Annotated in this window: 29 protein-coding genes; 27 read left to right on the top strand and 2 right to left on the bottom strand. The window is 62.4% G+C overall.

Annotation, left to right across the window (positions count from 1 at the left end):
• Positions 1-235 precede the first annotated feature (235 nt).
• The 6 genes from rpmH (at position 236) to AC07XB_RS06705 (ending at position 3,735) form a co-directional block, all read left to right on the top strand.
• Positions 236-370, top strand: coding sequence for a 50S ribosomal protein L34 (gene rpmH / locus AC07XB_RS06730; protein ID WP_006578231.1), 135 nt, complete (start codon positions 236-238; stop codon positions 368-370).
• A 118-nt stretch (positions 371-488) separates the two neighbouring features.
• The gene (rnpA, locus tag AC07XB_RS06725) at positions 489-950 is read left to right on the top strand and encodes a ribonuclease P protein component (RefSeq protein ID WP_492827483.1); all 462 of its coding nucleotides are present in this window, start codon (positions 489-491) and stop codon (positions 948-950) included.
• A gap of 15 nt (positions 951-965) precedes the next feature.
• Positions 966-1,250, top strand: a complete 285-nt coding sequence (yidD, locus tag AC07XB_RS06720) for a membrane protein insertion efficiency factor YidD (RefSeq protein ID WP_082054956.1) — start codon at positions 966-968, stop codon at positions 1,248-1,250.
• Between the two features lie 22 nt (positions 1,251-1,272).
• Complete coding sequence (gene yidC / locus AC07XB_RS06715) at positions 1,273-2,943, top strand: membrane protein insertase YidC (RefSeq protein WP_492827485.1); 1,671 nt, start codon at positions 1,273-1,275, stop codon at positions 2,941-2,943.
• A 223-nt stretch (positions 2,944-3,166) separates the two neighbouring features.
• The gene (locus AC07XB_RS06710) at positions 3,167-3,472 is read left to right on the top strand and encodes a type II toxin-antitoxin system ParD family antitoxin (protein ID WP_492827487.1); all 306 of its coding nucleotides are present in this window, start codon (positions 3,167-3,169) and stop codon (positions 3,470-3,472) included.
• Entirely contained in the window at positions 3,418-3,735 is a 318-nt protein-coding gene (locus AC07XB_RS06705; RefSeq protein WP_494752788.1) for a type II toxin-antitoxin system RelE/ParE family toxin, read from the top strand. The genes AC07XB_RS06710 and AC07XB_RS06705 overlap by 55 nt, the downstream gene beginning before the upstream one ends.
• A 173-nt stretch (positions 3,736-3,908) precedes the next feature.
• On the opposite strand, the gene AC07XB_RS06700 is transcribed toward AC07XB_RS06705, so the two are convergent.
• Together AC07XB_RS06700 and AC07XB_RS06695 are read right to left on the bottom strand one after the other, a co-directional pair.
• A complete protein-coding gene (locus AC07XB_RS06700; protein WP_492827489.1) occupies positions 3,909-4,295 on the bottom strand; it encodes a VOC family protein in 387 nt (128 codons plus the stop codon).
• A gap of 65 nt (positions 4,296-4,360) precedes the next feature.
• Entirely contained in the window at positions 4,361-4,798 is a 438-nt protein-coding gene (locus AC07XB_RS06695) for a PaaI family thioesterase (protein ID WP_441639335.1), read from the bottom strand.
• Between the two features lie 242 nt (positions 4,799-5,040).
• Between AC07XB_RS06695 and AC07XB_RS06690 the strand changes: the two genes are divergently transcribed.
• The 21 genes from AC07XB_RS06690 (at position 5,041) to AC07XB_RS06590 (ending at position 21,942) form a co-directional block, all read left to right on the top strand.
• A complete protein-coding gene (locus AC07XB_RS06690) occupies positions 5,041-5,877 on the top strand; it encodes a CHAD domain-containing protein (RefSeq protein WP_492827491.1) in 837 nt (278 codons plus the stop codon).
• A 14-nt stretch (positions 5,878-5,891) separates the two neighbouring features.
• Complete coding sequence (gene mnmE, locus AC07XB_RS06685) at positions 5,892-7,346, top strand: tRNA uridine-5-carboxymethylaminomethyl(34) synthesis GTPase MnmE (RefSeq protein ID WP_492827643.1); 1,455 nt, start codon at positions 5,892-5,894, stop codon at positions 7,344-7,346.
• Positions 7,347-7,511: 165 nt separating this feature from the next.
• Positions 7,512-8,741, top strand: a complete 1,230-nt coding sequence (locus AC07XB_RS06680; protein WP_492827493.1) for a tyrosine-type recombinase/integrase — start codon at positions 7,512-7,514, stop codon at positions 8,739-8,741.
• Positions 8,742-9,529: 788 nt separating this feature from the next.
• Positions 9,530-10,435, top strand: a complete 906-nt coding sequence (locus AC07XB_RS06675) for an integrase domain-containing protein (RefSeq protein WP_492827495.1) — start codon at positions 9,530-9,532, stop codon at positions 10,433-10,435.
• 355 nt (positions 10,436-10,790) lie between these two features.
• Positions 10,791-11,639: a transposase gene (locus AC07XB_RS06670; RefSeq protein ID WP_492827497.1), complete on the top strand. Its 849-nt coding sequence runs from the start codon at positions 10,791-10,793 to the stop codon at positions 11,637-11,639.
• A 164-nt stretch (positions 11,640-11,803) separates the two neighbouring features.
• Positions 11,804-12,043 carry a helix-turn-helix transcriptional regulator gene (locus tag AC07XB_RS06665; protein ID WP_492827500.1) on the top strand — a complete coding sequence of 80 codons (240 nt, stop codon included), beginning with the start codon at positions 11,804-11,806 and terminating at the stop codon, positions 12,041-12,043.
• The gene (locus AC07XB_RS06660; protein WP_492827502.1) at positions 12,040-12,321 is read left to right on the top strand and encodes a hypothetical protein; all 282 of its coding nucleotides are present in this window, start codon (positions 12,040-12,042) and stop codon (positions 12,319-12,321) included. Before AC07XB_RS06665 ends, AC07XB_RS06660 begins: the two co-directional genes overlap by 4 nt.
• Positions 12,322-12,324: 3 nt before the next feature.
• A complete protein-coding gene (locus tag AC07XB_RS06655) occupies positions 12,325-12,666 on the top strand; it encodes a transcriptional coactivator p15/PC4 family protein (protein ID WP_492827504.1) in 342 nt (113 codons plus the stop codon).
• 147 nt (positions 12,667-12,813) lie between these two features.
• Positions 12,814-13,077, top strand: a complete 264-nt coding sequence (locus AC07XB_RS06650; protein ID WP_492827506.1) for an XRE family transcriptional regulator — start codon at positions 12,814-12,816, stop codon at positions 13,075-13,077.
• Positions 13,078-13,133: 56 nt separating this feature from the next.
• The gene (locus tag AC07XB_RS06645; RefSeq protein ID WP_492827508.1) at positions 13,134-13,283 is read left to right on the top strand and encodes a hypothetical protein; all 150 of its coding nucleotides are present in this window, start codon (positions 13,134-13,136) and stop codon (positions 13,281-13,283) included.
• A complete protein-coding gene (locus AC07XB_RS06640) occupies positions 13,276-13,707 on the top strand; it encodes a hypothetical protein (RefSeq protein ID WP_492827509.1) in 432 nt (143 codons plus the stop codon). Before AC07XB_RS06645 ends, AC07XB_RS06640 begins: the two co-directional genes overlap by 8 nt.
• Positions 13,700-13,987, top strand: coding sequence for a hypothetical protein (locus tag AC07XB_RS06635; protein WP_492827510.1), 288 nt, complete (start codon positions 13,700-13,702; stop codon positions 13,985-13,987). The genes AC07XB_RS06640 and AC07XB_RS06635 overlap by 8 nt, the downstream gene beginning before the upstream one ends.
• Before the next feature lie 253 nt (positions 13,988-14,240).
• Positions 14,241-14,594 carry a hypothetical protein gene (locus tag AC07XB_RS06630; protein ID WP_492827512.1) on the top strand — a complete coding sequence of 118 codons (354 nt, stop codon included), beginning with the start codon at positions 14,241-14,243 and terminating at the stop codon, positions 14,592-14,594.
• A 615-nt stretch (positions 14,595-15,209) separates the two neighbouring features.
• Positions 15,210-15,944 (top strand): hypothetical protein, encoded by a 735-nt coding sequence (locus AC07XB_RS06625; protein WP_492827514.1) that lies wholly within the window; start codon positions 15,210-15,212, stop codon positions 15,942-15,944.
• Positions 15,941-16,651: a hypothetical protein gene (locus AC07XB_RS06620; RefSeq protein WP_492827516.1), complete on the top strand. Its 711-nt coding sequence runs from the start codon at positions 15,941-15,943 to the stop codon at positions 16,649-16,651. The genes AC07XB_RS06625 and AC07XB_RS06620 overlap by 4 nt, the downstream gene beginning before the upstream one ends.
• A gap of 699 nt (positions 16,652-17,350) precedes the next feature.
• Positions 17,351-18,313 (top strand): hypothetical protein, encoded by a 963-nt coding sequence (locus AC07XB_RS06615; RefSeq protein ID WP_492827518.1) that lies wholly within the window; start codon positions 17,351-17,353, stop codon positions 18,311-18,313.
• Positions 18,314-18,315: 2 nt separating this feature from the next.
• Positions 18,316-18,609 carry a hypothetical protein gene (locus AC07XB_RS06610; protein WP_492827520.1) on the top strand — a complete coding sequence of 98 codons (294 nt, stop codon included), beginning with the start codon at positions 18,316-18,318 and terminating at the stop codon, positions 18,607-18,609.
• 3 nt (positions 18,610-18,612) lie between these two features.
• Positions 18,613-19,302, top strand: a complete 690-nt coding sequence (locus tag AC07XB_RS06605) for a hypothetical protein (protein ID WP_492827522.1) — start codon at positions 18,613-18,615, stop codon at positions 19,300-19,302.
• 2 nt (positions 19,303-19,304) lie between these two features.
• On the top strand, positions 19,305-20,861 hold the full coding sequence (locus AC07XB_RS06600) for an SGNH/GDSL hydrolase family protein (RefSeq protein ID WP_492827524.1): 1,557 nt from the start codon (positions 19,305-19,307) through the stop codon (positions 20,859-20,861).
• A 63-nt stretch (positions 20,862-20,924) separates the two neighbouring features.
• Positions 20,925-21,344 carry a hypothetical protein gene (locus AC07XB_RS06595; protein WP_492827526.1) on the top strand — a complete coding sequence of 140 codons (420 nt, stop codon included), beginning with the start codon at positions 20,925-20,927 and terminating at the stop codon, positions 21,342-21,344.
• Positions 21,345-21,354: 10 nt separating this feature from the next.
• The gene (locus AC07XB_RS06590) at positions 21,355-21,942 is read left to right on the top strand and encodes a phage tail protein (RefSeq protein WP_492827528.1); all 588 of its coding nucleotides are present in this window, start codon (positions 21,355-21,357) and stop codon (positions 21,940-21,942) included.
• Positions 21,943-22,045 lie beyond the last annotated feature (103 nt).

Genomic DNA, 22,045 nt, shown 5'->3' with positions numbered 1-22,045 from the left:
CGGATGGGTTGGTTTTACGCTTCCGCTCCGGCAAGATTCCCTCCCACAACTGCTTCGCGCGGCGTCGATGTCCGATTCGTCGGTGCCATCGATTCGCGAGATACACGGCCGGCAGCAAGATCACCATAGCAGTCGGCAACACCGCAAACCGCGGCAGCCCCATGCGAACCATACGCGGCGGCGCCCGGCTTAACGCCGGAAGCCGGGCGAGCCCAGATCAACCAGAGAGTGCAACATGAAACGTACATACCAACCTTCCGTTACCCGCCGCAAGCGTACCCATGGTTTCCGCGTGCGCATGAAGACCCGCGGCGGCCGTGCCGTCATCAACGCGCGTCGCGCCAAGGGCCGCAAGCGCCTGGCAGTCTAAGGGCCTGGCGACCGGCCACGGCGGTGCAGCAGCTTGCGCCGCCTTGGCCACTCGCCTCGCCTTTTGGACGGCCGGTAGCCAGCAGCCAAGCACAGCTTTTCCGCTCGCTTTGCCTAGCGTGACTACCTTTGCCTACCCTAAAGCCGCGAGGCTCACAAAAACGGATGAGTTTTCATCCGTTTTTGCATTGCGTCCGCGCCGACGCAGCCAGCATTTCGTGCTGTACGTGGGCGAGAACGGCCTGCCGCAAGCCCGCCTGGGTGTCGTGGTTGGCAAGAAGTTCGCAGCGCGTGCCGCCGAGCGCAACCTGGTCAAGCGCATGGTGCGGGAACTGTTCCGCCAGCGGCAGGACAAACTCGCGGGCCGCGATGTGTTGCTGCGCCTGCAAGCCAAGTTTCCGCGCGCGGATTTCGCCAGCCGCACCGCCATACGCCGGGTGTGCCTGGCCGAGCTGACCGGCTTGTTCGAGGTAGCGGTGAAGCCGCTTGCCCCGCGCCCTGCTGCCCCTTCCGGGGTGTCGCCGCCAACGTCCGCCGAGGCTGCGCCCACGGAAGTCCCGCCCTCGGGCGCTCCTGCCTGACACCGGCCCGCTGCCATGAAGCGAATCCTGCTTGCCCTGCTGCGTATCTACAAGATCGCCCTGAGCCCGTTTTTTGGCTCGCAGTGCCGCTTCCTGCCTACCTGTTCCGATTACGCCCGCGAAGCGATCCTGTGCCATGGCGCAGGGCGCGGCAGCTGGCTGGCCGCTTGCCGGCTATGCCGTTGCCATCCGTTCACGGATGGCGGGTATGATCCGGTGCCACCGGCATCGGCAACAAAGCAAGACCGGGCTCGCCCCGCGACTGGCCATCCAGTCACGATCCGGCTACCCCGCCCCTGATTTCCCCCGACCACAGCGAGACATGGATATCAAACGCACCATACTCTGGGTCATCTTCTCGATGGCCCTCGTGCTGCTCTACGACAACTGGCAGCGCGCCAACGGTCACCAGTCGATGTTCTTCCCGAGCGCGACGCAGCAGGCTCCGGCAACCGCAGGCGGCGCTTCGGCCCCGCAAGGCGATGTGCCCAAGGCCAATGCAACGGCCGGCACCGCCGCAGGCGCTCCGGCGTCCGTCCCGGTCGCCGCGGCCCAGCCGAGCGGCGAGAAGATCGTGGTCAGCACCGACGTGATGCGTGCCCAGATCGATACCGCCGGCGGTATCCTGACGCGCCTGGAACTGCTGAACCACAAGGAGCATGACGGCAAGCCGGTCGTGCTGTTCGAGCGTGACCAGACCCGCACCTACATGGCCCGTTCCGGCCTGATCGGTGGCGACCTGCCCAACCACACCACGGTGTTTACCGCTTCGGCGGGCCCGCGCGACCTGGCTGGCTCGGACAAGGTGTCGTTGACGCTGACGGCGGAGAAGGACGGGGTCAAGCTGGACAAGACCTATACCTTCCACAAGGGCAGCTACGTTGTCGACACGAAATTTGCCGTGACCAACGACAGCGGCAAGCCGATCTCGCCGACGCTGTACATGGAACTGACGCGCGACGGCAGCAAGGTCGAGCAGTCGCAGTTCTATAGCACCTTCACCGGCCCGGCCATCTACACCGACGCCGACAAGTACCACAAGATCACCTTCGACGACATCGGCAAGGGCAAGGCTTCGGTCCCCGCGGCCGGTACCAGCGGCTGGGTGGCGATGGTGCAGCATTACTTTGCCTCGGCGTGGATTCCGCAATCGGGCAAGGAGCACAGCTTCTACGTCGAGAAGATCGACAACAACCTGTTCCGCGTGGGCGTGCAGCAGCCGCTGGGCGCCATCGCCCCGGGCGCCACGGTGAGCACCGATGCGCGCCTGTTCGCCGGCCCGCAGGAAGAGCGCATGCTCGAGAAGATCACCCCGGGCCTGGAACTGGTGAAGGACTACGGATGGCTGACCATCCTGGCCAAGCCGCTGTTCTGGCTGCTGGAAAAGATCCACGGCTTCCTGGGCAACTGGGGCTGGTCGATCATCGGCCTGACCGTGCTGATCAAGCTGGTGTTCTTCCCGCTGTCCGCGGCTAGCTACAAGTCCATGGGCAAGATGAAGGACCTGCAGCCCCGCATGACCGCGATGCGCGAGCGCCACAAGGGCGATCCGCAGAAGATGAACCAGGAGATGATGGCGCTGTACCGCACCGAGAAGGTCAACCCGCTGGGCGGCTGCCTGCCCATCGTGATCCAGATCCCGGTGTTCATTGCGCTGTACTGGGTGCTGCTGTCTTCGGTGGAAATGCGCGGTGCGCCTTGGCTGGGCTGGATCCATGACCTGTCGGTGCCGGATCCGTTCTACATCCTGCCGGTGCTGATGGCCGTGTCGATGTTCGTGCAGACCAAGCTGAACCCGACCCCGCCGGACCCCGTGCAGGCCAAGGTCATGATGATCATGCCGCTGGTGTTCTCGTTCATGTTCTTCTTCTTCCCGGCTGGCCTGGTGATGTACTGGGTCACCAACAACGTCTTGTCGATCGCGCAGCAATGGCAGATCAACCGGATGCTGGGCAAGAACAAGGCGAAGACCGCCGTGGTGGCCAAGGGCTGAAGTTGAAGTTGGGCCAGCGGGTGGCAAACCCGCGCCGGCCCGGCACGTGCACCAAAGAGGTCGCTCAAAGCGTCAATGGCGGCCTCTCTGAAATCCCCCGCAAGTTTCGGCTTGCGGGGGATTTTGCTTTTCCGGAGCGTGCTTCGCCAGGTGACGTTGCCGTGGCAGCAAGACGCCATGCAGAAAGTTTGCCAAATTTTGCCAAACTCGCTAGCATGAAACCATGAGCACAATGAATATCTCTCTGCCTGACACGCTCAAGGCCTTTGTCGATGAGCAAGTCAACCAGCGCGGCTACGGCACCAGCAGCGAGTACGTGCGCGAGCTGATCCGCAAGGATCAGGATCGCCAGCACCTTCGCGGCCTGCTTTTGGCGGGTGCCGGTTCGGCGCCGACTACGCCGGTGGATAGCGACTACTTCGACGCCCTGCGAGCGCGGGTGCGCAACGCTCGGGGACGAGGGCCAAGCCTGTCATCCCGAGAGCGCTTGCCAGGCGTGATGTCGAGGAAACGGTCAGCTACTATCTGAACGAAGACGCTGAGCAGGCAGCACTTGGATTCATTGACGCGCTGGAGCAGGCCTACGTGCGCATTGGCAAGTATCCAGCCTCCGGCTCACCCCGCTACGCACACGAGCTTGATCTTCCGGGCCTACGCACCTGGCCTCTGGCGCGCTACCCGCACATCGTGTTCTACGTTGAGCACGACGACCACATTGATGTCTGGCGCGTCCTGCATGGCATGCGAGACATCCCCGCCTGGCTGCGTGACAGCGACGAGGTTCCTCGTTAACGCTTGCACAGGCGCGGCTCGGCGCAAGCGACCATCGGACCGTCTCGCCAATCCAGCCGATTGCCCGCCGTCTCCCGCACCATCGCCAGTCCCGCCAGCGGCAGCCTTGGCACCGTTGCGGCGTAGCTGGCCATGAAGTGCAGCACGACGTGGCTGGCGCAGGCGCCCCCATATCACTCAGGCGCGTGGCACACCGCTTCGATATTGTGGCCGTCCGGGTCCAGCACAAAGGCGCCGTAATAATTCGGGTGATAGTGCGGGCGCAAACCCGGCGCGCCGTTGTCCCGGCCGCCGGCCGCCAGCGCGGCCTTGTAGTAGGCATCCACCTGTGAGCGCGAGTCCGCACGAAAGGCGATATGCAGCGGTGGCTGGTTGGGCATGCCGTTGCTGATCCAGAACTCGGGCTTCTCGGGCGGGCCGAAGCCAGCCACGTCGGTGTGGCCGGTCACACTGGCGGGAAACTCCATGTTCTTGATGAAGCCGAGCGCGGCCAGCGCGGCGGTGTAAAAGGCCCGGCTCTTCGCGAAATCGCTGACGACAACGCCTGTGTGGTCGATCATCTTGCAGTGTCTCCTTGGGTGTTTTTTGTAGCCCGGCGTTGGCTCAGTATTTGCTCAGTATTGGCTCAGGCCAGGTCGAGCACGCTCATGGTGGCGTTGAAGCGGCTGACCAGCACCGCCTCGCCGTGCACGCTGGCGAAGACATCGGCCTCCACCACGATGATGGTGCGGCCGGATTTCAATACGTCGGCGCGGCAGGTCAGGCGATCGCTGCGGGCGGCGCGCAGCAGGTTGATCTTGAATTCGGCGGTGACCACATGGCGCCCGGCGTCGAGCATGGTGCTGGCGGCCGCGCCGGCGGTGTGGTCGGCGATGGTGGCTTGCACGCCGGCATGCACGATGCCGCCGTGCTGCAGGTGGCGGGGCGTGACCAGCAGTTCGCTCTCGCACCAGCCCGGCCCGCAATCCACCAGCCGGATGCCGACGTCCGCGACAAAGGCAGCCTGGCGAAAGCCGGCCTCGATGGTGTCGCGCAGCAAAAGCCGTTCTTGTTCGGTGGACATGGCGCTGCTCCTCGCACTGGTGGTGATCGGGTACGGCCTTGTGATGGCTGGCCGGCTGGCGTTGCCAGCACGCATTGCAACCCGAAGCGCGCAGGCTGTCAATGGAGTGCGGCGCAACCGGCACAATCGCCTACACTGATTAGACGTGCCCGGAAACATGCCCTGAAGCTGGCCTCCGCAAGATCGGGCTGTTCCGGTAGCTATGCCCACGCCGATACGTTATGCGCGCCGCCAACCTTCCCATGCAGTTGCAACCCCGCATGCGCGCCATCGATGCCTTCATCGCGCTTGGCGATGCGGGCCTGGTGGCGGTTGCCGATCAGCTGGATGCCTTGCACCGGCGCGACCATCCCGATGATGTGCATGCGTTGCGCGTTGCGGTGCGGCATCTGCGCGCGGTGTGCTGGGCATTTGCCCCAGCCCTGCCCAAGGCCATCCGCGCACGCTGGGATGATTGCCTGCGCAAGCTGGCGCAGGCCGCCGGCGATGTGCGCGACTGGGACGTGTTCATCAGCGAGACCTTGCGCCCGGCGCTGGACTTGCAGCCTGAGGATCCGGTGCTGCTGGCGGTGCATGACACCGCGATCACGCGCCGCCACTACGCACGCGCCACCATGCTGGCGCAGCTCGCCGAACACCAGCACTGGCCGCTGCCCGTGCTGCACCGCGACCTCACGCATCTGGGTAATGGCGGCACGCAGCGGGCGGGCCCCGCCGCGCAGGAGCGGCTGGCGGCGTTCGCGCGCCGGCGGGTGCGCCGCGCGCGCAAGCGCGTGAAGTCGCTGGCGCGCGCAGCGCGCTCGGAAGACCTGGCGCGCGTGCATCGCTTTCGCATTGGCAGCAAGCGGCTGCGCTATGTGATCGAAGCCCTGAAGCCGGTGCTAGCCAAGCGCTATGCCAAACGCCTGCACGGCAAGCTTGTGAAGCGGCAGGGCAGCCTGGGCGGCCTGATCGACGGCGCGGTGGCTCGCCGCCTGATGATGGCGTGCCTGGACATGCCTGCAGCGGATGCGCAGGATGTGCCGAATGCGCCAGGTGCCACGGTTGCGCCGGATCGATCTGCGACAATATCGCCATGACTGCCACGACCGCCATGACCGCAACCCACTCCCTCCAGCCTCGCTCCGCTCGCGCCACGCCCATCGCCGCCATTGCTACCGCGCCCGGGCGCGGCGGCATCGGCGTGGTGCGCGTGTCCGGCCCCGACGTGAGCGCGATTGCGCAGGCCGTGTGTGGCCAGGCGCTGAAAGCCCGCCACGCCACCTACCTGCCGTTCCTGGATGCGCACGGCAAGGCGATCGACCATGGCCTGGCGCTGTACTTCCCCGCGCCGCACTCGTACACCGGCGAAGAAGTGCTGGAGCTGCAGGGCCACGGCGGCCCGGTGGTGATGCAGATGCTGCTGGCGCGCTGCCTGGATGCCGGCCGCGAGATGGGCCTGCGCGTGGCCGAGCCCGGCGAGTTCACGCGCCGCGCCTTCCTGAATGACAAACTCGACCTGGCCCAGGCGGAAGCCGTGGCCGACCTGATCGAGGCCAGCACCGAAGCCGCCGCGCGCTCGGCCGCGCGCTCCATGGAGGGCGTGTTCTCCGACGCCATCCGCGCGCTGGTGGAGCAGGTGATCCATCTGCGCATGCTGGTGGAAGCCACGCTGGATTTCCCCGAGGAAGAGATCGACTTCCTCGAAGCGTCCAACGCGCGCGGCCAGCTGGCCAATATCCGTGATGCGCTGGGTGGCGTGCTGGCGCAGGCCAAGCAGGGCTCGCTGCTGCGCGAGGGCTTGTCGGTGGTGCTGGCGGGCCAGCCCAATGTGGGCAAGTCGTCGCTGCTCAACGCGCTGGCCGGCGCGGAACTCGCCATCGTCACGCCGATTCCCGGCACCACGCGCGACCGCGTGCGCGAGACCATCCAGATCGAAGGCATCCCGCTGCATATCATCGACACCGCCGGCCTGCGCGAAGACGCCACCGACGAAGTCGAGCGCATCGGCATCGAGCGCACCTGGGAAGCCGTGGGCCGCGCCGACCTGGTGCTGCACCTGGTGGACGCGGCCGACTACGTCGAACACGGCTTGTCGGAGATCGACGACGCCATCGACGACCGCCTCTCCGGCCACCTGCCGCCGGGCTCGCCAATCCTGCGCGTGGTCAACAAGATCGACCTGGCGCCCAAGGTAGGCGAGCGCCACTTCGGCGCGGATCGTCCGCACGTGGTGGCCGCCATCGGCCCGAACCCGGCCGAGGTATGGATATCAGCACGCACCGGCGCTGGCATCGACCTGCTGCGCGGCCAGTTGCTGCGGCTGGTGGGCTGGCAATCCGGCAACGAAGGCACCTTCCTCGCGCGCGAGCGGCACCTCACCGCGCTGCGCAACGCGCAATCGCACCTGGACCTGGCCGAAGAGCGCGCGGCGCAAGAAGCGCAGGCGCTGGACCTGTTCGCCGAAGAACTGCGCCTGGCGCAGGACCATCTCAACAGCATCACCGGCGAGTTCAGCAGCGATGATCTGCTGGGAACGATTTTTACGCGGTTTTGTATTGGCAAGTAGGCCTTTGCCCATGGTTTCCCAAGGTTGCCCACCGATTCCCCTAGAGGCCAGAAAAATCAATGAAAAATCGCCCACGGATGCCCAAGTACGCCCATCGACTGCCACGATTTTTTAGTACACACTAAAGTACACATCCGAGACCACCTCAAACCTTGTGTACTAAAAATGCCGCGCACCGCCACTCCCCTTAACGACACACGCATCAAAGCGCTCAAGCCCGCCTCCGTGCGCCGCTTCGTTTCTGACGGGGGTGGCCTCGTGCTTGAAATCATGCCGTCGGGGTCAAAAATATGGCGCTTTCGTTACTCCCTGCATGGAAAGCAGCAACCTTTGCTGACCATCGGCGATTACCCAGCGGTGGGCCTCATGGCCGCGCGGGAGCGTGCGCGCAAGTACGTGGAGATCGTGGCGCAGGGCGTTTCGCCCGTCGCCGATGCGAGGCAGGACCGGGGGGCCGTCAAGGTGGTGGATACGCTCAGCGATTTCTCCGAGATCTGGCTCGCGGCAGAGATAGATACCAAGTCTGAGAGCTACCGTCGCACGACCCGTCGCGCCATGGAAAAGGATGTGCTTCCAGCGATAGGCAACAAGCGCCTGGCGGACGTGACGCCGGGAGACGTGCTTGCCATCTGCGACCGCATCAAGGGCCGTGGGGCGCCTAAGATGGCACTTACCACCAGAAATGTCGTCAAGCGTCTGTACGAGTACGCCATTGCGCGTCAGATGGCCACGACCAATCCAGCGCTCTCGCTGGCAGCTCGTTTCATCGCGACCCAAGAAAGCCGCACGCGTGTGCTGTCGCCTGCTGAGATCGGGACGATGTTGCGTGCCGTCTACGCCTCAGACATCCGCCGGCCGCTAAAGCTGGCGCTGCACCTCCTGGTGCTGACGATGGTACGCAAGTCCGAGTTGATTGAAGCCAAGTGGGAACAATTCGATTTGGAGAGTCCGGTATGGCGTATCCCGGGCGGCTCCATGAAGATGGGAAAGGAGCACTGGGTTTATCTGTCCAGGCAGGCAGTGGAGATCCTGCGAGAGCTGCGCACGATCGGCGGAAGCGTCTACGTGTTCCCATCTTCCCGCGGACGCTTGGAAGCCCCGATAGCGAAACCCACGCTCAATACCGCCGTGAAGTCCTTGGGACTCGATATGGAGCACTTTGTCTTGCACGACTTCCGGCGCACGGCATCCACCCATCTGCATGAAATGGGGCTACCTTCCGACGCCATCGAGAAGGCGCTTGCGCATGAAATCAAGGGCATCAAGGGTGTGTATAACCGGGCTGAGTATGCCGGCGAGCGCAAACGCATCCTTCAGCTCTGGGCCGATTTCGTGGAGACTCAGATTGAGGAAGGCCGAAAAATCGTCGTTGGCAACTTTGGACAGGCGGCCTGACGCGTGTGGAGATACGCGGTACCCGCTGGGTTTGTACAGAGTGACGCCACTGATCAACGGTGCACACCAAACGGGTTGCGGGCCATTTCGCAAAGTGATGCAGTTCAAAGGGGCGCGCGCAGATTAATCGTCGCCATACGGCCGCCTGAGGCGCTTGCAATCCATAAAACTGGCGCTTATCATCAGCATCACATTTCGCCTCGAAGAGGCATCGACATCGCTGTGAAGTTTGGCAGCCATCCCTAGAAATTCCCGCCCCGCCATGGGGCCGGGCTGCGCAGACCTGATCGTCTCGCCTTCAATGCGCGCGTGGTAGCTCCGCTATCGAGTCCGCATTGCTTCAGCCATTCCCAGCCAGCAATTCCCGCAGTTTCCTGCACTACTCTCATTTCGGCCCGCAGTCACACTTCCACCAGGCAGCCGTTCGCTACCCGTTTCATGCGCCGGTTCGCGTCCCATCTCGACGCCACACCCTTCCTCGTAATTTGCTCTCCGCTTGGAGGCCAGCAGTTTCGCGGCTACGGGTTTGGCGCCCCGTGTCGATCGACAAGCCAACTCACGAAAGCAATCGGAGAGAAGTGATCTCCGGCGACGACCGGCGCCCCCAATTCGGGGCTGCTGGATCTCGCTGGCTGAGTCGGCTTGCCGGCTCAGAACACTCCTGACCTCACCAGACTGAGGCTCGTGCTCTCCCTTTGCTGCTCTCCGCGGCGCATTGCGCCGTCTTCTTCGTGAGTTTTCGGAGGGCATCCGAGCTCGAGCTTCTAACCTGGCTAGTTGGAGTGTGCATGTCCCAGAATTCACTAACGGCTGACCTGTGCCGTGCCGCGCGCCGAGCGCGTGGCAAACAGGCAAACCTCACTGCCAAGGGCCGAGAACAGGCGTTGGCGCGATTCGCGTGCTTCCTTTGGGGCGCGGGGTACCAGCTGCACCTGACTGGTCAGTTGAAGGAGAAGCATCTGTCTGCCTGGGCCGATGCCATGCGGTCCAGAAGCCTATCGGCGCGCACGATCGCGAATAACCTGGCGCATGCGCGCACGGCGCTAGAGGGCATCAACCGCCGGCCATTCGCCAACAAGATGAGCAATGCCAAGCTGGGTGTTGTCGGAGCCAGCCGCGACGGAACCAAGAGGCCGATGCCAGGGAGCGTATTTGAGATCTACCTGGCTGCCGCGCGAAGCTTGGACGCAGGCGTGGCCGCCGTGCTCGAGCTGGAGTTCGAGTTTGGGTGTCGTGCCCAGGAGGCCATCATGTCTCCAGAGTCGCTGAGTGGCTGGGAACGGATCCTGGCAAATCCGCTGACGGATGGGTTTGCCGAAATAGTCCGCGGCACGAAGGGCGGCAGATCGCGACGAAGCCCGCCGCTTGACCGCATGCGTGCGCTAGGCGTAATCCGCAGAGCCATTGCCTTGTGCGATGAGCGCAGGGGCGTCCTGATTCAAAAGCCGAGTCTCGCCCAGGCGATGAATCGCTACCACTATGTCATCCGGAAACTCGGCATGGTGGGACAGTGCGCCCCGCACAGCTTGCGGTACGCATATGCCACCACGCACCTTGAACAGATGAAAGCAGCGGGCGTTCCAGCCTCAGCAGCTGCGTCGGCAGTCTCCACTTACCTCGGGCATGGGGATGGTCGTGGCAGATGGGTCGCGCGGGTCTATGGCCGCGAAGCACTGACCTCAGCGGAAGAATGACATGCATGGGCAAATCAACACTCTCCCGTGCGACGGACATTCTCGCTGGAAGCAAATCGCCCCATTCGTTGGGGTATCGCGCGAGACCTGGCGCAAGCTCTGCCTCACCGACCGGGCGCCAAAGCCCGTGGCACTGTCAGCCCGCTGCACCGTATGGAAGAACAGCGAGATACACGCCTACTTGAGAGACCCTCTGAACTACAAAGTCAAGTCCGGGCAGTTTTCATCGAATTGGTACAGCACCAGCGAAAATGTTAGTCTAATCACGCCGCGCCTAGATCGACGGATCGAAATGGGGTTCCCTTACCCCGCTGGCGCGGCCTCCTCCATAAGGGCATTGCGTATGAGGGTGCGCATGAAGAGTCTTTCAAAGCTCAAACAGTGGTACACGGTCGCGCAGGCCGCTGAAGCGATCAGCCGCTGCACGGGCGACACGATCTCAGAGGATGACGTTGTAGAGGGAATCAGCACCGGCGAGATACCGGCCTGGTGGAACCTTCATGGGCGATACGCGCAGACAGTCTATCCGGCATGCCACTATCCGCTAACACCCGCGCAGAAGGCGTCGACAATGGCCCCCCCGGAATGCCCAGGCGATGAGCAGATCCATTTCATGCTGCGAGATCACGAGACGTTGGCGTCGTTTCTAGGAGCGCCGGTAGTTGTCTTGACGGAACGCCATCGCCTAGTTGTCATGCCGCGCCTTGACACCCTTGTCGTCCCCGGGGAGGCGCAGGCAGAGGTTGTACTGCTCAATGGCATGCTCGTTCGCGAGAACGACGGAGAATCTCTACTTCGGATCGTCAAACGCAGACCTGGCGCGCCAAGTGATTCCGCGCATGCGCTGCATTTCCAGCCGGAAACAGAACATCCAAGACTGGCAGAGCTACTCATTCGGTCTGATGACCTGCAGGCACTCATTGACGAAGCCTCCTCGCAGCTCGAGCAGCAAGTCGCAGGCACTTCAGTTCGCGTGCCGCCTGGCAGTGAGGGGGCGAACGGCAGTGAGTCGCTGCGAAAACGACGCAAGGTGTGGACCACCGAGGAAAAACTACAGCTCCTAGCGGAGTCTAAACTGCCCAGCGCTACGCATCAGCTCCTAGCTGCCAAGCACGGTTGTAGTCGACAGCACATCAGCAAGCTTTGCAAAGAGGCGGAGGAACTTGAAAAAAAGCCAGCAAACGTTTCCTGGATGCGCAACTGACCCCGGTGGCAACTTGCCTTAAGTTGCCACGCAAGTTGCTGCAACTACCCGGAGAGCCGCGCCAGACATAGAGCAACTGTTGCGCATTGCTTGCCATCAGTTGCCTTCCTTACGCTTCAGCCATCGAAACCCAAGCGCCCACATAGGGCTATAAAGGACTACCGATGGCTAGCGATGCCCATGCCCTTCACGACGGGGCAAAACTACCCAGGGATGGCGTTTCCCGCTTCGAGCAGCTGAAGCCCTATATCCCATTGGGCCGCGAGAAGTGGCGTCAGCTCGTGCGAGATGGCAAGGCACCGACGCCGATCCGATTGAGCGCGCGCTGCACGGTCTACCGAAACTCGGATGTTCACGCCTGGCTGGCAGACCCGGTGAACTACCGTGCCGAGGTGCCGGCATGAGCGCCCTGTCAGCCCCTCACCTGCAGCCGGCACATCGCGCCGGCGCCGAGGCCGCACTGTCGTTCCTTCGTGACCACGAGGAGCGTGCCTGCAATCTGGCCGATTTCGCCCCCGGCGCCCTCCATGTGCAATTGGTGAGGCTGGGCGGCCTGCACCGTGGAGAGGCCCGCGCGTTCCTGCACGTGGTGGGTTTGTTTCTCTCCCTCTCCATGATCGGCCATGCGCCGTACCTGGACACTTGGGACGCCGTGGCCGCGCTGGCCGGGATGGAGGGCTAACCCGTGAGCGCAGAAAAGAAGAAAGCAGCGCACGATGACGAGGCCAAAACGAACAAGCTCCCTGAGCCCAGGGCCGATCATTCATCCGCCGCACGGCCGGCAAACGGGGCTGCTGCCCCACTCGGATTCCTGGAAATTCAGCGGAACAGCCGCGAGCGTCTACGCGTACAGGTCAAGACATTCAAGGGGCTCGAGTATGTCGACTTGCGCGTGTGGTTCGTCGGCCAGGACGGCGAGTATGCACCCAGCGCCAAGGGCGTGATGTTGAGGCCGTCTCAGGTAGTCGAAGTGGCGCAGGGTTTGCTGCTAGCTGGCCAGGCGATCGATCCGCAGAAAAGGCGCTGATGGGATTCCTCAGAAAGTGCTTGCCAAATAGGACCAATGGTCCTATCGTATGCATCAGCGGCTGCGAATTTACGCGGCCCACCACAGCCGAGAGGATCCCTACCATGACGCACCCATCCCGGGCGGTGCTCGACCGTCCCACGCCCAATGAGATATATCCCACCGACTCCGGACGACCTGGAGAACCTCAAGCAGGAACTGAAATTGAGCAGTGCGCAAATGGCAGAGCTGTTTGGGGTGCAGGGCGGCCGTCAATGGCGCAAGTACACCGGCGGCGAGACTCCGCGCGAGGTGAGCCCGCATCTGCTGTTTTTCGCGATGGCTCGCTTAGAGCTGGATGCGGAGACGATAGAGCGCGTCCTTACGCGGATGCGCTCCGTCGGAGCAACGATCGAGATCGACAAGGCGTAGTCCCCCCTCGCCCCGGGCAGCCCAACCCCGATCAATTTTCTGTCGTCCTGCGGCAAATGACCGGCCTGGCCGGATTCATGTTCGACCCTGACGGCGATGCGTTTGATTCGCTGTCCGAGCAATGCAAGACCGAGCTGCGCCAGGCATTCGATCGGCTCAACGCAGAATTGCAGCAACTGGCAGTGAAGGGGGTGGCCCGTGGCTAAAGTCCTCGCGTTCCCCCAGCTCGTACAGCAACCAGTTGTCCAGACTCGCGGCCCCGGCCGGCGCCCGAAGTCTATCTCTAACATCCGGCGAATACTGTTTGATCGGAAGCTGGCCGAGACTCACGCGCGAGTCGATCGGGAGCTGGCAGAGCGACGGGCAAAAGCCGAGCAGGCGGACCAGGAGCTAACCAAGCGCGTCACTTTAAATATCTTCCTTGCACGTGATCGGATGATCATCGAGGATCGAGGAGATGGCACTTGGGGGATTTCTCTAGAGGGTATATACGCCGCCGACCCTGAATTGGCCTGTCGAGTACTGAAGCAGAGTGCGCCCGACATTGAGAAGGCGTATGAGATCGAACGCCCAATGCTCTGCCAAGTGCATCCCTTCGTCGTAAGCGGCCGGGAGGTGCGCCATGGATAAGGCACTGGCAGCGGTCCTCTCCCATCCGGCCTTTGACCGCGAACCGGTCAAGAACGACGCCCGACGCGGCCGCCCCGCGGGCGCTGTAAGCCTCGCGGCGCGCCGGCGTCAGCTCGATCAGGAGCGACGCTCAACTACGCCTCTGCAGGGCAACGCCATCACGATCAGTCTTCTCGCAAATGGCGACATCGACTACAGGTTTGGCGGCCGGTTCCGGGAATCGCGCCGCGAGACCGCTGCGGCTCTGGCGAGGGTCCTGCTCGCGGCGTTGGAGGATTGAAGATGAAGATCTTTCCTCACGTCCGCCGCAGTGCCCTCGGTGGCTACTGCGCAAGTAGGTACTACAACCGCCGCCGCGCCGCTCTGCGACGCATTGCTGCTGCCTTCTGGCAGTTCCTGGGAGCGTAGCTATGGCGCGAGGTAAGCGCTATAGATCCTCAGACCGGGATGCCGGCGCGTTTTGTGCGATCCCGTGGGCGGTACTAGACAGTCCCGCCTACCAAGGGTTGTCGCACCCGGCACGCTCGCTCTTGATGGAGATTGCGCGTCAGTACCGCGGTAACGACAACGGCCGCATGATCGTGACGCTTGCTTATCTGAAACCCCGAGGCTGGACGAGCAATGACACGATCACGCGAGCCAAGGGCGAGCTGCTGGATGCCGGACTGATCTTTGAAACGTGCAAGGGGCATAGGCCAAACCGTGCAAGTTGGTACGCCGTTACCTGGATGGCACTGAGCAAGCTCGATGGATTTGACGCCGGAGCGGAGAAGGGCTTCGAAAGGGGCGCATACAACGCGGAAAAGCGCGTAAAAAACGTATCGCTTATACCGTCTCACGGTGTAGGCAGACGATCTATTGCACCGTGCGACGGTGTAGCGGCATGAAGGATTGCACCGCCAGACGGTGCAATCGGGGGTAGTTTGGCGCGCCCCTTATACCGCCAGACGGTGACCCTCTAGATAAGCCATCTGAACCGATGGTTTTGACTGGGAGTCATCACGGTTGTGTGATGTGGGGTGGTCATGTGAAAGGGTGCAATTCAGAGCATGAACGGGTGCCAAAAGAGGTGGGGTTAGGCCGCGACCCCAAATTCATGCGTCAGATTGCACCCTTTCGTCTGGCGGGGCTGTGGATAACCTTCCACTCTCTGCGCAGTTATCCACAGATGGGTAGTGAGAGTGCGTGTACATGCTTTGCGGCGGGGCACCGCCGATTTAACGGAGATCAGCATGGGGCCTCGAACGAAGGAGGGCGCGATGAGACAGCCGATCTTGATCCTGGCGAGCTCATGCACGATTGTGGCGGTGGGTTTGTCTGTAGCGGGGGCCTGGCAGCGGGCGGGCCTTCCGATTGAGCGCGCTCTGTTCGCCGCCCTTGCTGTGTTGCTGACCCTATCTGCTCACGTGCTGCCGGCTCTGTGTCGGGGAGGCTCAGGGGGCGCCGTTCGGGCTGGCTGGGTGCTATGGGGTGCCTGTCTGATCTCCGTGTGTTGGGGGCACTTGGCATTCTTCTCCGCGGCCGAGCGCCATGCCGGCGTGTTGCGCGCCGCTGAGCTGGCACCGGTGCCGATCCTCGATCATGCGTCCGGCATCGTTGCGCGCCCGTTGACCCAGGTGGCTGCCGACCGCGCCCGGGTGATGGCGGACGCCGAGCGCCTGCGGGTGGTTGTAACGCGCTGTCCTGATTGCTTGGCGCAACGATCCCGCCTGCTGGGTTTGGAGGCGCAGGTGGTTGCGCTCGAGGCGGAGGAGCAGGAGGCTCGGCGGCGGATTGCGCTCCAGTCCGAGGCCGTTGCTGCAACGACACTGCAACGGGCGGCAGAGAGCGCAGCCGCGACCGATCCGGTTGCCAGCCGGGTGGCTGCACTATTGGGGCTGACTCCGGATGCCATCGCGCTCACCCTTGCCGGCCTCAGTGCTGCCACGCTGGAGCTCGTTGGGAGCCTGCTGTGGTGGCGGTACCGGGCAGTCACCACCTCCAGTAACGCCCCAGTCACGGTACCGGGCGCATCGGTAGTACCGGAGCCACCTGCCACCGTAGCGCAGCCAGCGCAGCAACCCGATGCCTTGGCTGATGCCGTACGCCGCGGGGAACTGCGGCCCACCGTTGCTGCCATCCGGAAATTCCTCGGCTGTTCCCAGACACGTGCCACCGAGGTGCGGCGGCGACTCCTGGCCGAGTTGGCCGGCACAGCGGGCGGCGCAGAGCCAAATTGGACTAGAGGTCGAGAATGACTAAACACAAATCCCTAGCGCCAGTTGGCGCGCTGCCGGCCGCTGTTGTCTCATGGCTCGCCGGACTTCCGTGCTCGCATGCTCGCTATGATCGCGCGCAACGCTTCGTCGACTACTGGATGAGGGATTCAGCGGGCGTCGGGGAACTTGAGCGCGCCTGGTCGAAGATTGAGCGAGCGGCCCTCAGCGAAGACGCACTAATCAGCCTGTTTTTGAGTATTCCAGATGCGCCGCGCGCTGAACCATATCCCGGAATCTTGGGTCGTCGAGACGTTGACGCGGGGGAGGAAAGGCGCCGGAACAATGCCAGCCGCAAGCATACTTCGGAATTGAGGGCTTCACTCAGCTATGAAGCGTTGCAGAGGTACGCGGCTGATGCAGCCGCCTCCGGCCCAGGGGCGGTTCAGGCGTACCGGGATCTCACTGGGCAAGTGCGCGAGCTGCTGACGGGTCTCAGTGCACTTGACCGCATGCTCGAACTGATAGACCCAACTGCGAAGGTCGAGACCAAGCACTATGCCTCGCCAGAGCTGGCCCAAAAGAACTATCGTCGCGCCGTTGCCGGCCTCAATCGTTTCCTGGACAAACCGCAGCATGCTGCGCTGTCATTCATCGCTGCAGTGAACTGCCCAGATTATCCTGTCCCTCGGAATACGCTCTCGAAAATCTGGCGGCGTAGCGAGGACAACGGCGGTATCTCTCTTTAATAGTTTGTCCCCGCTGCGCCCCCTGATTTCGCGCCAAATGTCTAAGCTGTGCTCAGGCTGCTTCATACGCAACCATTTGAATTGTGTGAAGCCCTGACGCCCCTTCTGTTGCAGCCTGCGTCAGCTCTTCGTATGGAGGCTAACCCATGGCTCGCTGCCCCACCCCAAGCGGAATCCCGCGGACGCTCGCCCAGTTTGGCTCCCTTCCAGATGAAGCGTACGTAGACACCTCCACGGTCGGGGCATTGCTCGACATGTCGCGCGCGACGATCGCACGTCGCGTCCAGGCGGGGGATCTCCCGGAGCCGAAGCGGTTCGGACGCACCCCACGATTCAACGTCGGGGCGCTTCGCCGCGCACTGGGGGCATAAGCATCGTGAACTGGAGACACCGCATCGCCCATCTCCTAGGCCTGTCCTCCTATGGGGACAGGCGCAAGGAGAAAGACGCCCCTGCTGAAATTTCTCGGACTCGCGGAGCCGCCGCCGAAAAAAAATCCCGGCCGCCCACGACTCAACAAGTCGCGCGGAAGGCAACTACGCCACCCAGTATGAGGCGATCAGCTAGGGAACCTGCCTTACGGCCTGGAAGAGATCCGTACTCTTACCTAGGCCGGCTCAGCGCGTCCGAAGTGGCGGCTTTTCAGCGAGCCTGCAGCGAAGGATCAATCGACGCAACCCCTTACCACCAGAGGTTCATATGACGAATCGCAAGACCGAAGTGCCCAGAGCCGCGAAGGCAGCCGAGCCGGCGCCGTACGTGCTCTCCTCCGAAATGCAGGCCGCCATTCAGGCTGTCCACGACGCGTTGGGGCGCCGCAAAACGCTGGACGAAGCCGTGAACGAGGTTCCAGGACACATCGCATCGCTTGAGCAGGAGGCTGAATGCCTGCGCGGGGAATTAGGCACGGCTGAAGCTGACATCGTCCTCGCCTCTGAAGCAGAGGTGGGCCGACTCGAGCGGCACATCGAGGACCTTAGCGGGAAACTGAGCACCAAGGAGGTAGCAATTCGCCGCGCGCATACCCGAGTCGCTGCGCTTGAAGCGAGAGCACCGGAGCTCGACGCGGCAATCGAGGACGCGGGACGGACCTTGAACCTTGAAGTGTTAATGTTTGGAGAAGACCTCAAGGCACAAATCGGTGTGGAGTTGCGGGAAGCCGTGAAGCCGGTTTTGGCCGTACTGCGCAAGGCTCGTGCGTTTGGCTTAAGCCAGTTCAATGACTTCTTTGTCGCTGCCTACCTACCGGACCCTGTGGGATTTATAGGATCCGCCGTGTCGTATAGCAGGAATATCGGCGTCAACCTGCTGGCCGAGCGCGACGTCGACGAACAGATTGCGGCGGTGCTCGCACCCGTCAATGCCGCATTGAACGCTCTCCGTGCGCATCGGGCCTATGTGCCGCTAGCGAAGCGGCCGAAGCCCTATGTCCGAAAAGGTGCATGGGATGGCCCAGGTGGGCGAACCGAGCGGCCGCTAGAAGTGGAGGAGCCACCCGTACCGCGCAAGACCATGGAGGAAGCGTTGAAAGAGCCGTACACCATCAAGGGCGACTCAAGTGGCATTCGGACATGGAAGGAAGCGCAGCGCCAGGCCGCCGAAATGGATATTGGACGCGCCATGATGGCCGCCGCGGATTCAGCCGACCTTCCGGGGAACTAGACATGGCAATTGGAAAGCAACTCAAGGACTTCGATGCAGCCGGCGCGCTCTCGGACGCCGACATCCTCTATGGTGCGCAGTCCGGCGCGGAGAAGAAGGTCACCCGGGGCGCCGCAGCGGCCTCCCCGTACTACCCCACCTTCGCCGCGCTGTCCGCGGCACTGGCAGCCGGCCAGGTCACCCTGCCGCGCCTGGTCATGGTCACCGCTGACGAGACCAAGGGCAGCGCGCCGGCCATGTATTTCATCGACGCCAGTGGCCTCGGCTACTGGGGCGCCTTTGTGCGGAGCTTCTAAGACATGACGACCACAGTATTCTTCCCGGCCGGTGCACCGAATCAATCCGTCGGTGGCACGCTGCAGGCGCTCAACGATGCCGTCACGCTCGCCACCGATTCCCTTGGCTCGGTCGACTTCGCGCTGGCCGGCACGCCCGTAGGCGCGACGGTCGCTTTCGAGGGTACCTCAGACGGGACCAACTGGTATGCCGTGAAGGCCTACCCGAAGGTGCCTGGGGCTGCTGGCGGCACGACGGCCAACGCCGCCGGCAGCTACAACGTCACGGTCGGCGGCGCGGCGAGGGTGCGTGTGCGGATGATGGCGATCACCTCGGGTTCGTTCACGGTAGTGGCGAACGGGACTGCAGGGGTGGCGCATGCGGGTGCCAAGAATGGGAATCCGGCAGACCTTCTGACACAGTCCGTTCCGGCCTGCATCACGCCGACGGATCGCAGCGGTTCGATTGCCGTAGGCGGCACCGCCCAGCAGCTCATGCCGGCCAACGCAGCGCGGCGTGCCTGGTCGATCCAGAACACTTCGAGTGGGGACCTGTGGGTCAATGAGATCGGCAGTACCGCCTTGGCGGCTAGCCCGAGTATCCAGGTCCCTGCCGGCGCGCTCTATGAGTCGCCAGCGTCCTTCGCCTCGCCGTCCGCTATCAGCATCATCGGTGCGACGACCGGCCAGACTTTCACCGCTCGGGAGGCTTGACCATGCCGATGTCTGGAATCATCAGGGCAAGTGGGGGCGCCGTGGTTTCTGGTTTGGTGGGAGTGGCCGGAGATTCTCGGGCATCCTTCGCCGGATTCATCACAGGTAACGGGCAAGGATGTGCGGTTGCCTATCACAATGGCTTTTTCAAGCAACTGACGGCGCTAGCTGGTGGCGCACTCGCAGCGTATCCGGTGACCGCCTTGTCCGGGCAAAAAACGGCGCACTTGCTGACGGTCCAATTACCGGCCATTCTTGCCGCTAGTCCGCGCCCTCAGGTGGTCTTTGACATCTGTGATGTGAATGATCTTTATTCCGGTTCATATACTGCGGACTATGTTATCGCCCAAAAAATGCAATTTTGGCGGGCTTTGGCTGAGGCCGGCATTGTTTGCGTGGAACTTAACTCTACCCCATACGGCAGCAGCGCCATTAATTACACAACGGCCAGGCAAGCCGAGCACATTAAGTATGTTAAATGGGTGAATGCCAATTTTTCCCGACTCTTCCCATCTCATATCCTGGTGGATAGCTACAGCATTGCGGCTGCACCGGATTACACACTGGTAGCGGGCTGGAGTTATGACGGCGTTCATCCGAACTACATCTATGCGCGCGCCATCGCATCGGCAGTTATGGCGGCGATCAAGAATCGCCTAATCTTCAGCAATGTGGTAACGCCGCGATCCTCGTCGCCGTTGGATAATCCGTCGGGCGGCCTAAGCATTTCAAGGAATGCATTCAGTAACACCGCAATACCAGGGGTGGTTGGGCAGACTAGCCTGCCTGGCGCATGGTCAATATCCACGTCTAGTAATTGCACCTGGGCCTTCTTGCTGAAGGCCAATCCATATGGCCCAGGAAACCAGTTGCAATGCACGGTGACATTCAGCGCGGCAGGCAACTTCGGCATTCTGGCTACAGATACATTCGCGGCGGGCACACGCATTCGCCCGTCAGACATGTGGATTCCTTCGGCTGTTATCGATGTGGAGTCGGGGCAGCCAATCGTCAGCGGAATGAACATTCGCGCAGCGGTGTCCGACCCAACGAATGTAAAGTATTCGTTTGGCGGAAGTGCCTATTATCTGGATACGTCCGGAGTATTCGCCGCGGCTAATCTGTCGCAGGAGTTGCTGATGGGGCCGCCCATGTCGTTTTCAGACACGATCAACGGCGGCGGTACATCGATTACAACTGACGCCATAACGTCCTGTTCCGTTCAAGTGAGTGTATTCGCAAAACAAGCCGGCACACTTGTGTTCGATATTGCAGAACCTAGCCTATGGTTAATCCCACCTGTTTCAATGGACTTGTCCGGCGTGGTTGGTAATGTGACCTGTAACACCATGGCGGGGCGCTGTTCGGTTGGGGCTGGCGCAACTTCAATCGTGGTGACAAACAACTTAGTGAGCGCCAGTAGCCGAATTTCCGCGATGGTTGCAACCAACGACGCAACAGCATCGATAAGAAGCATTGTGCCAGCGGCGGGCTCATTCACGATAAATCTGGCGGCGCCTACTGGCGCAACGGTAATTAACTGGAAAATAGAGAGATAACCATCATCTCGCATTAACCAAACGAGCCACAGCCCGCCCCGAGCGGGCTCCCCAACGCACGTTATGAACAAGCCGATCCACCCCGAGTGCTCAGAGAGCAAATCCATAATCGATGTCGTTCAGTACTACCCAGCAATCTACGTGTGCGACTTCGCAACCGCGCAGGCAGCGTTGGGAAGCCTTGGCGTTACCGGCGATGAGGCCGACTTTGTAGCCTCAGGCGTCACCGATGACAGTACGACGCCGCATGTAGTCGAGTGCGTCTTGACCGATAAGGCCGGGGATATGTCCCGGTCCGCAATCGTCCTGCTGAAGCGGCCGAGCGGTTTGATCGGCATGTGGTTCGGGTTGTTTGCGCATCTGCGAGAGACCCCGGACGACGCCATCGGCTCGCTTGTTGACGAACTGCTTGCCGGCGAGCCCGGCGATCCGCCGACCGTCGATGTGTTCGAGTGGACGCCCCCGCAATGCACGTTCCAATGAGGAGATGGCCATGATTGAACTGGACGTTAGGTTCGATACCAAGGGCATCACAGCTTCCCTTGACCGCTTCGTCGCCAATCAGACGAAGGCTATTGCCCGGGCGCTGAACAAGACCGCCGAGCAGGCCCGTACAGAGGCAGTGAAGAACGTTCGGGCCGAGGGCTACAACATCAAGGCATCCGCCATCCGCAAGAGCTTCCGCATCAAGCGGGCTACGAACGGCAACCTGGTGGTGCGGCTTATCGCCACTGGCGAGCGTATCGGCCTCATCAACTATGGCGCCAAGCAGACGAAGAGCGGCGTCAGCGTGCAGGTCAAGAACGGCCGTCAGATCCTGCGACACGCGTTCATCGCGACAACCCGAAGCGGCCATCGAGCCGTGTTCGAACGCACCGGCCTGGCTCGTGTGAAAGGAGCTAGGCAGCGCATCGGGGGCAAGACTGTCCGGGTCAACCTGCCAATCAAGGAGCTGCTCGGGCCGTCCATCCCTCAGTCGCTGGCCAATGACACTGTCGAGAAGGCAATCATGGCGAAGATCCGTGAGAAGTACCCGAAGATCCTCAGTCACGAGCTGGCGTTCCTGGCGGCCAAGAAATGACCGGAGTGACACCCATGGTTGCCCGGATCCCTCCTGGCCCTCCCTGTAATGCGGGAGCGACGACGCGCGGAATCCGCCCAGCTATGAACCTCCAAACTTGGGT

The sequence above is a fragment of the Cupriavidus sp. GW821-FHT02F09 genome, from assembly GCF_059421605.1.
Note: the sequence above shows the minus strand (reverse complement) of the source record. Positions and strands in the feature narration are given on the sequence as shown.

What these genes read in the sequence shown, in the direction of transcription:
- yidC (WP_492827485.1), top strand. Translation starts at nt 1,273, where the DNA reads ATGGATATCAAACGCACCATACTCTGGGTCATCTTCTCGATGGCCCTC.
- AC07XB_RS06635 (WP_492827510.1), top strand. Translation starts at nt 13,700, where the DNA reads ATGGATAAGGCACTGGCAGCGGTCCTCTCCCATCCGGCCTTTGACCGC.
- AC07XB_RS06630 (WP_492827512.1), top strand. Translation starts at nt 14,241, where the DNA reads ATGGAGATTGCGCGTCAGTACCGCGGTAACGACAACGGCCGCATGATC.
- AC07XB_RS06650 (WP_492827506.1), top strand. Translation starts at nt 12,814, where the DNA reads ATGAGATATATCCCACCGACTCCGGACGACCTGGAGAACCTCAAGCAG.
- AC07XB_RS06665 (WP_492827500.1), top strand. Translation starts at nt 11,804, where the DNA reads ATGGCTAGCGATGCCCATGCCCTTCACGACGGGGCAAAACTACCCAGG.
- AC07XB_RS06675 (WP_492827495.1), top strand. Translation starts at nt 9,530, where the DNA reads ATGTCCCAGAATTCACTAACGGCTGACCTGTGCCGTGCCGCGCGCCGA.
- AC07XB_RS06670 (WP_492827497.1), top strand. Translation starts at nt 10,791, where the DNA reads ATGAAGAGTCTTTCAAAGCTCAAACAGTGGTACACGGTCGCGCAGGCC.
- AC07XB_RS06595 (WP_492827526.1), top strand. Translation starts at nt 20,925, where the DNA reads ATGAACAAGCCGATCCACCCCGAGTGCTCAGAGAGCAAATCCATAATC.
- AC07XB_RS06610 (WP_492827520.1), top strand. Translation starts at nt 18,316, where the DNA reads ATGGCAATTGGAAAGCAACTCAAGGACTTCGATGCAGCCGGCGCGCTC.
- rpmH (WP_006578231.1), top strand. Translation starts at nt 236, where the DNA reads ATGAAACGTACATACCAACCTTCCGTTACCCGCCGCAAGCGTACCCAT.
- AC07XB_RS06700 (WP_492827489.1), bottom strand. Translation starts at nt 4,295, where the DNA reads ATGATCGACCACACAGGCGTTGTCGTCAGCGATTTCGCGAAGAGCCGG.
- AC07XB_RS06620 (WP_492827516.1), top strand. Translation starts at nt 15,941, where the DNA reads ATGACTAAACACAAATCCCTAGCGCCAGTTGGCGCGCTGCCGGCCGCT.
- mnmE (WP_492827643.1), top strand. Translation starts at nt 5,892, where the DNA reads ATGACCGCAACCCACTCCCTCCAGCCTCGCTCCGCTCGCGCCACGCCC.
- AC07XB_RS06695 (WP_441639335.1), bottom strand. Translation starts at nt 4,798, where the DNA reads ATGTCCACCGAACAAGAACGGCTTTTGCTGCGCGACACCATCGAGGCC.
- AC07XB_RS06600 (WP_492827524.1), top strand. Translation starts at nt 19,305, where the DNA reads ATGCCGATGTCTGGAATCATCAGGGCAAGTGGGGGCGCCGTGGTTTCT.
- AC07XB_RS06615 (WP_492827518.1), top strand. Translation starts at nt 17,351, where the DNA reads ATGACGAATCGCAAGACCGAAGTGCCCAGAGCCGCGAAGGCAGCCGAG.
- AC07XB_RS06710 (WP_492827487.1), top strand. Translation starts at nt 3,167, where the DNA reads ATGAGCACAATGAATATCTCTCTGCCTGACACGCTCAAGGCCTTTGTC.
- AC07XB_RS06690 (WP_492827491.1), top strand. Translation starts at nt 5,041, where the DNA reads ATGCAGTTGCAACCCCGCATGCGCGCCATCGATGCCTTCATCGCGCTT.
- AC07XB_RS06605 (WP_492827522.1), top strand. Translation starts at nt 18,613, where the DNA reads ATGACGACCACAGTATTCTTCCCGGCCGGTGCACCGAATCAATCCGTC.
- AC07XB_RS06680 (WP_492827493.1), top strand. Translation starts at nt 7,512, where the DNA reads ATGCCGCGCACCGCCACTCCCCTTAACGACACACGCATCAAAGCGCTC.
- AC07XB_RS06590 (WP_492827528.1), top strand. Translation starts at nt 21,355, where the DNA reads ATGATTGAACTGGACGTTAGGTTCGATACCAAGGGCATCACAGCTTCC.
- AC07XB_RS06660 (WP_492827502.1), top strand. Translation starts at nt 12,040, where the DNA reads ATGAGCGCCCTGTCAGCCCCTCACCTGCAGCCGGCACATCGCGCCGGC.
- yidD (WP_082054956.1), top strand. Translation starts at nt 966, where the DNA reads ATGAAGCGAATCCTGCTTGCCCTGCTGCGTATCTACAAGATCGCCCTG.
- AC07XB_RS06645 (WP_492827508.1), top strand. Translation starts at nt 13,134, where the DNA reads ATGACCGGCCTGGCCGGATTCATGTTCGACCCTGACGGCGATGCGTTT.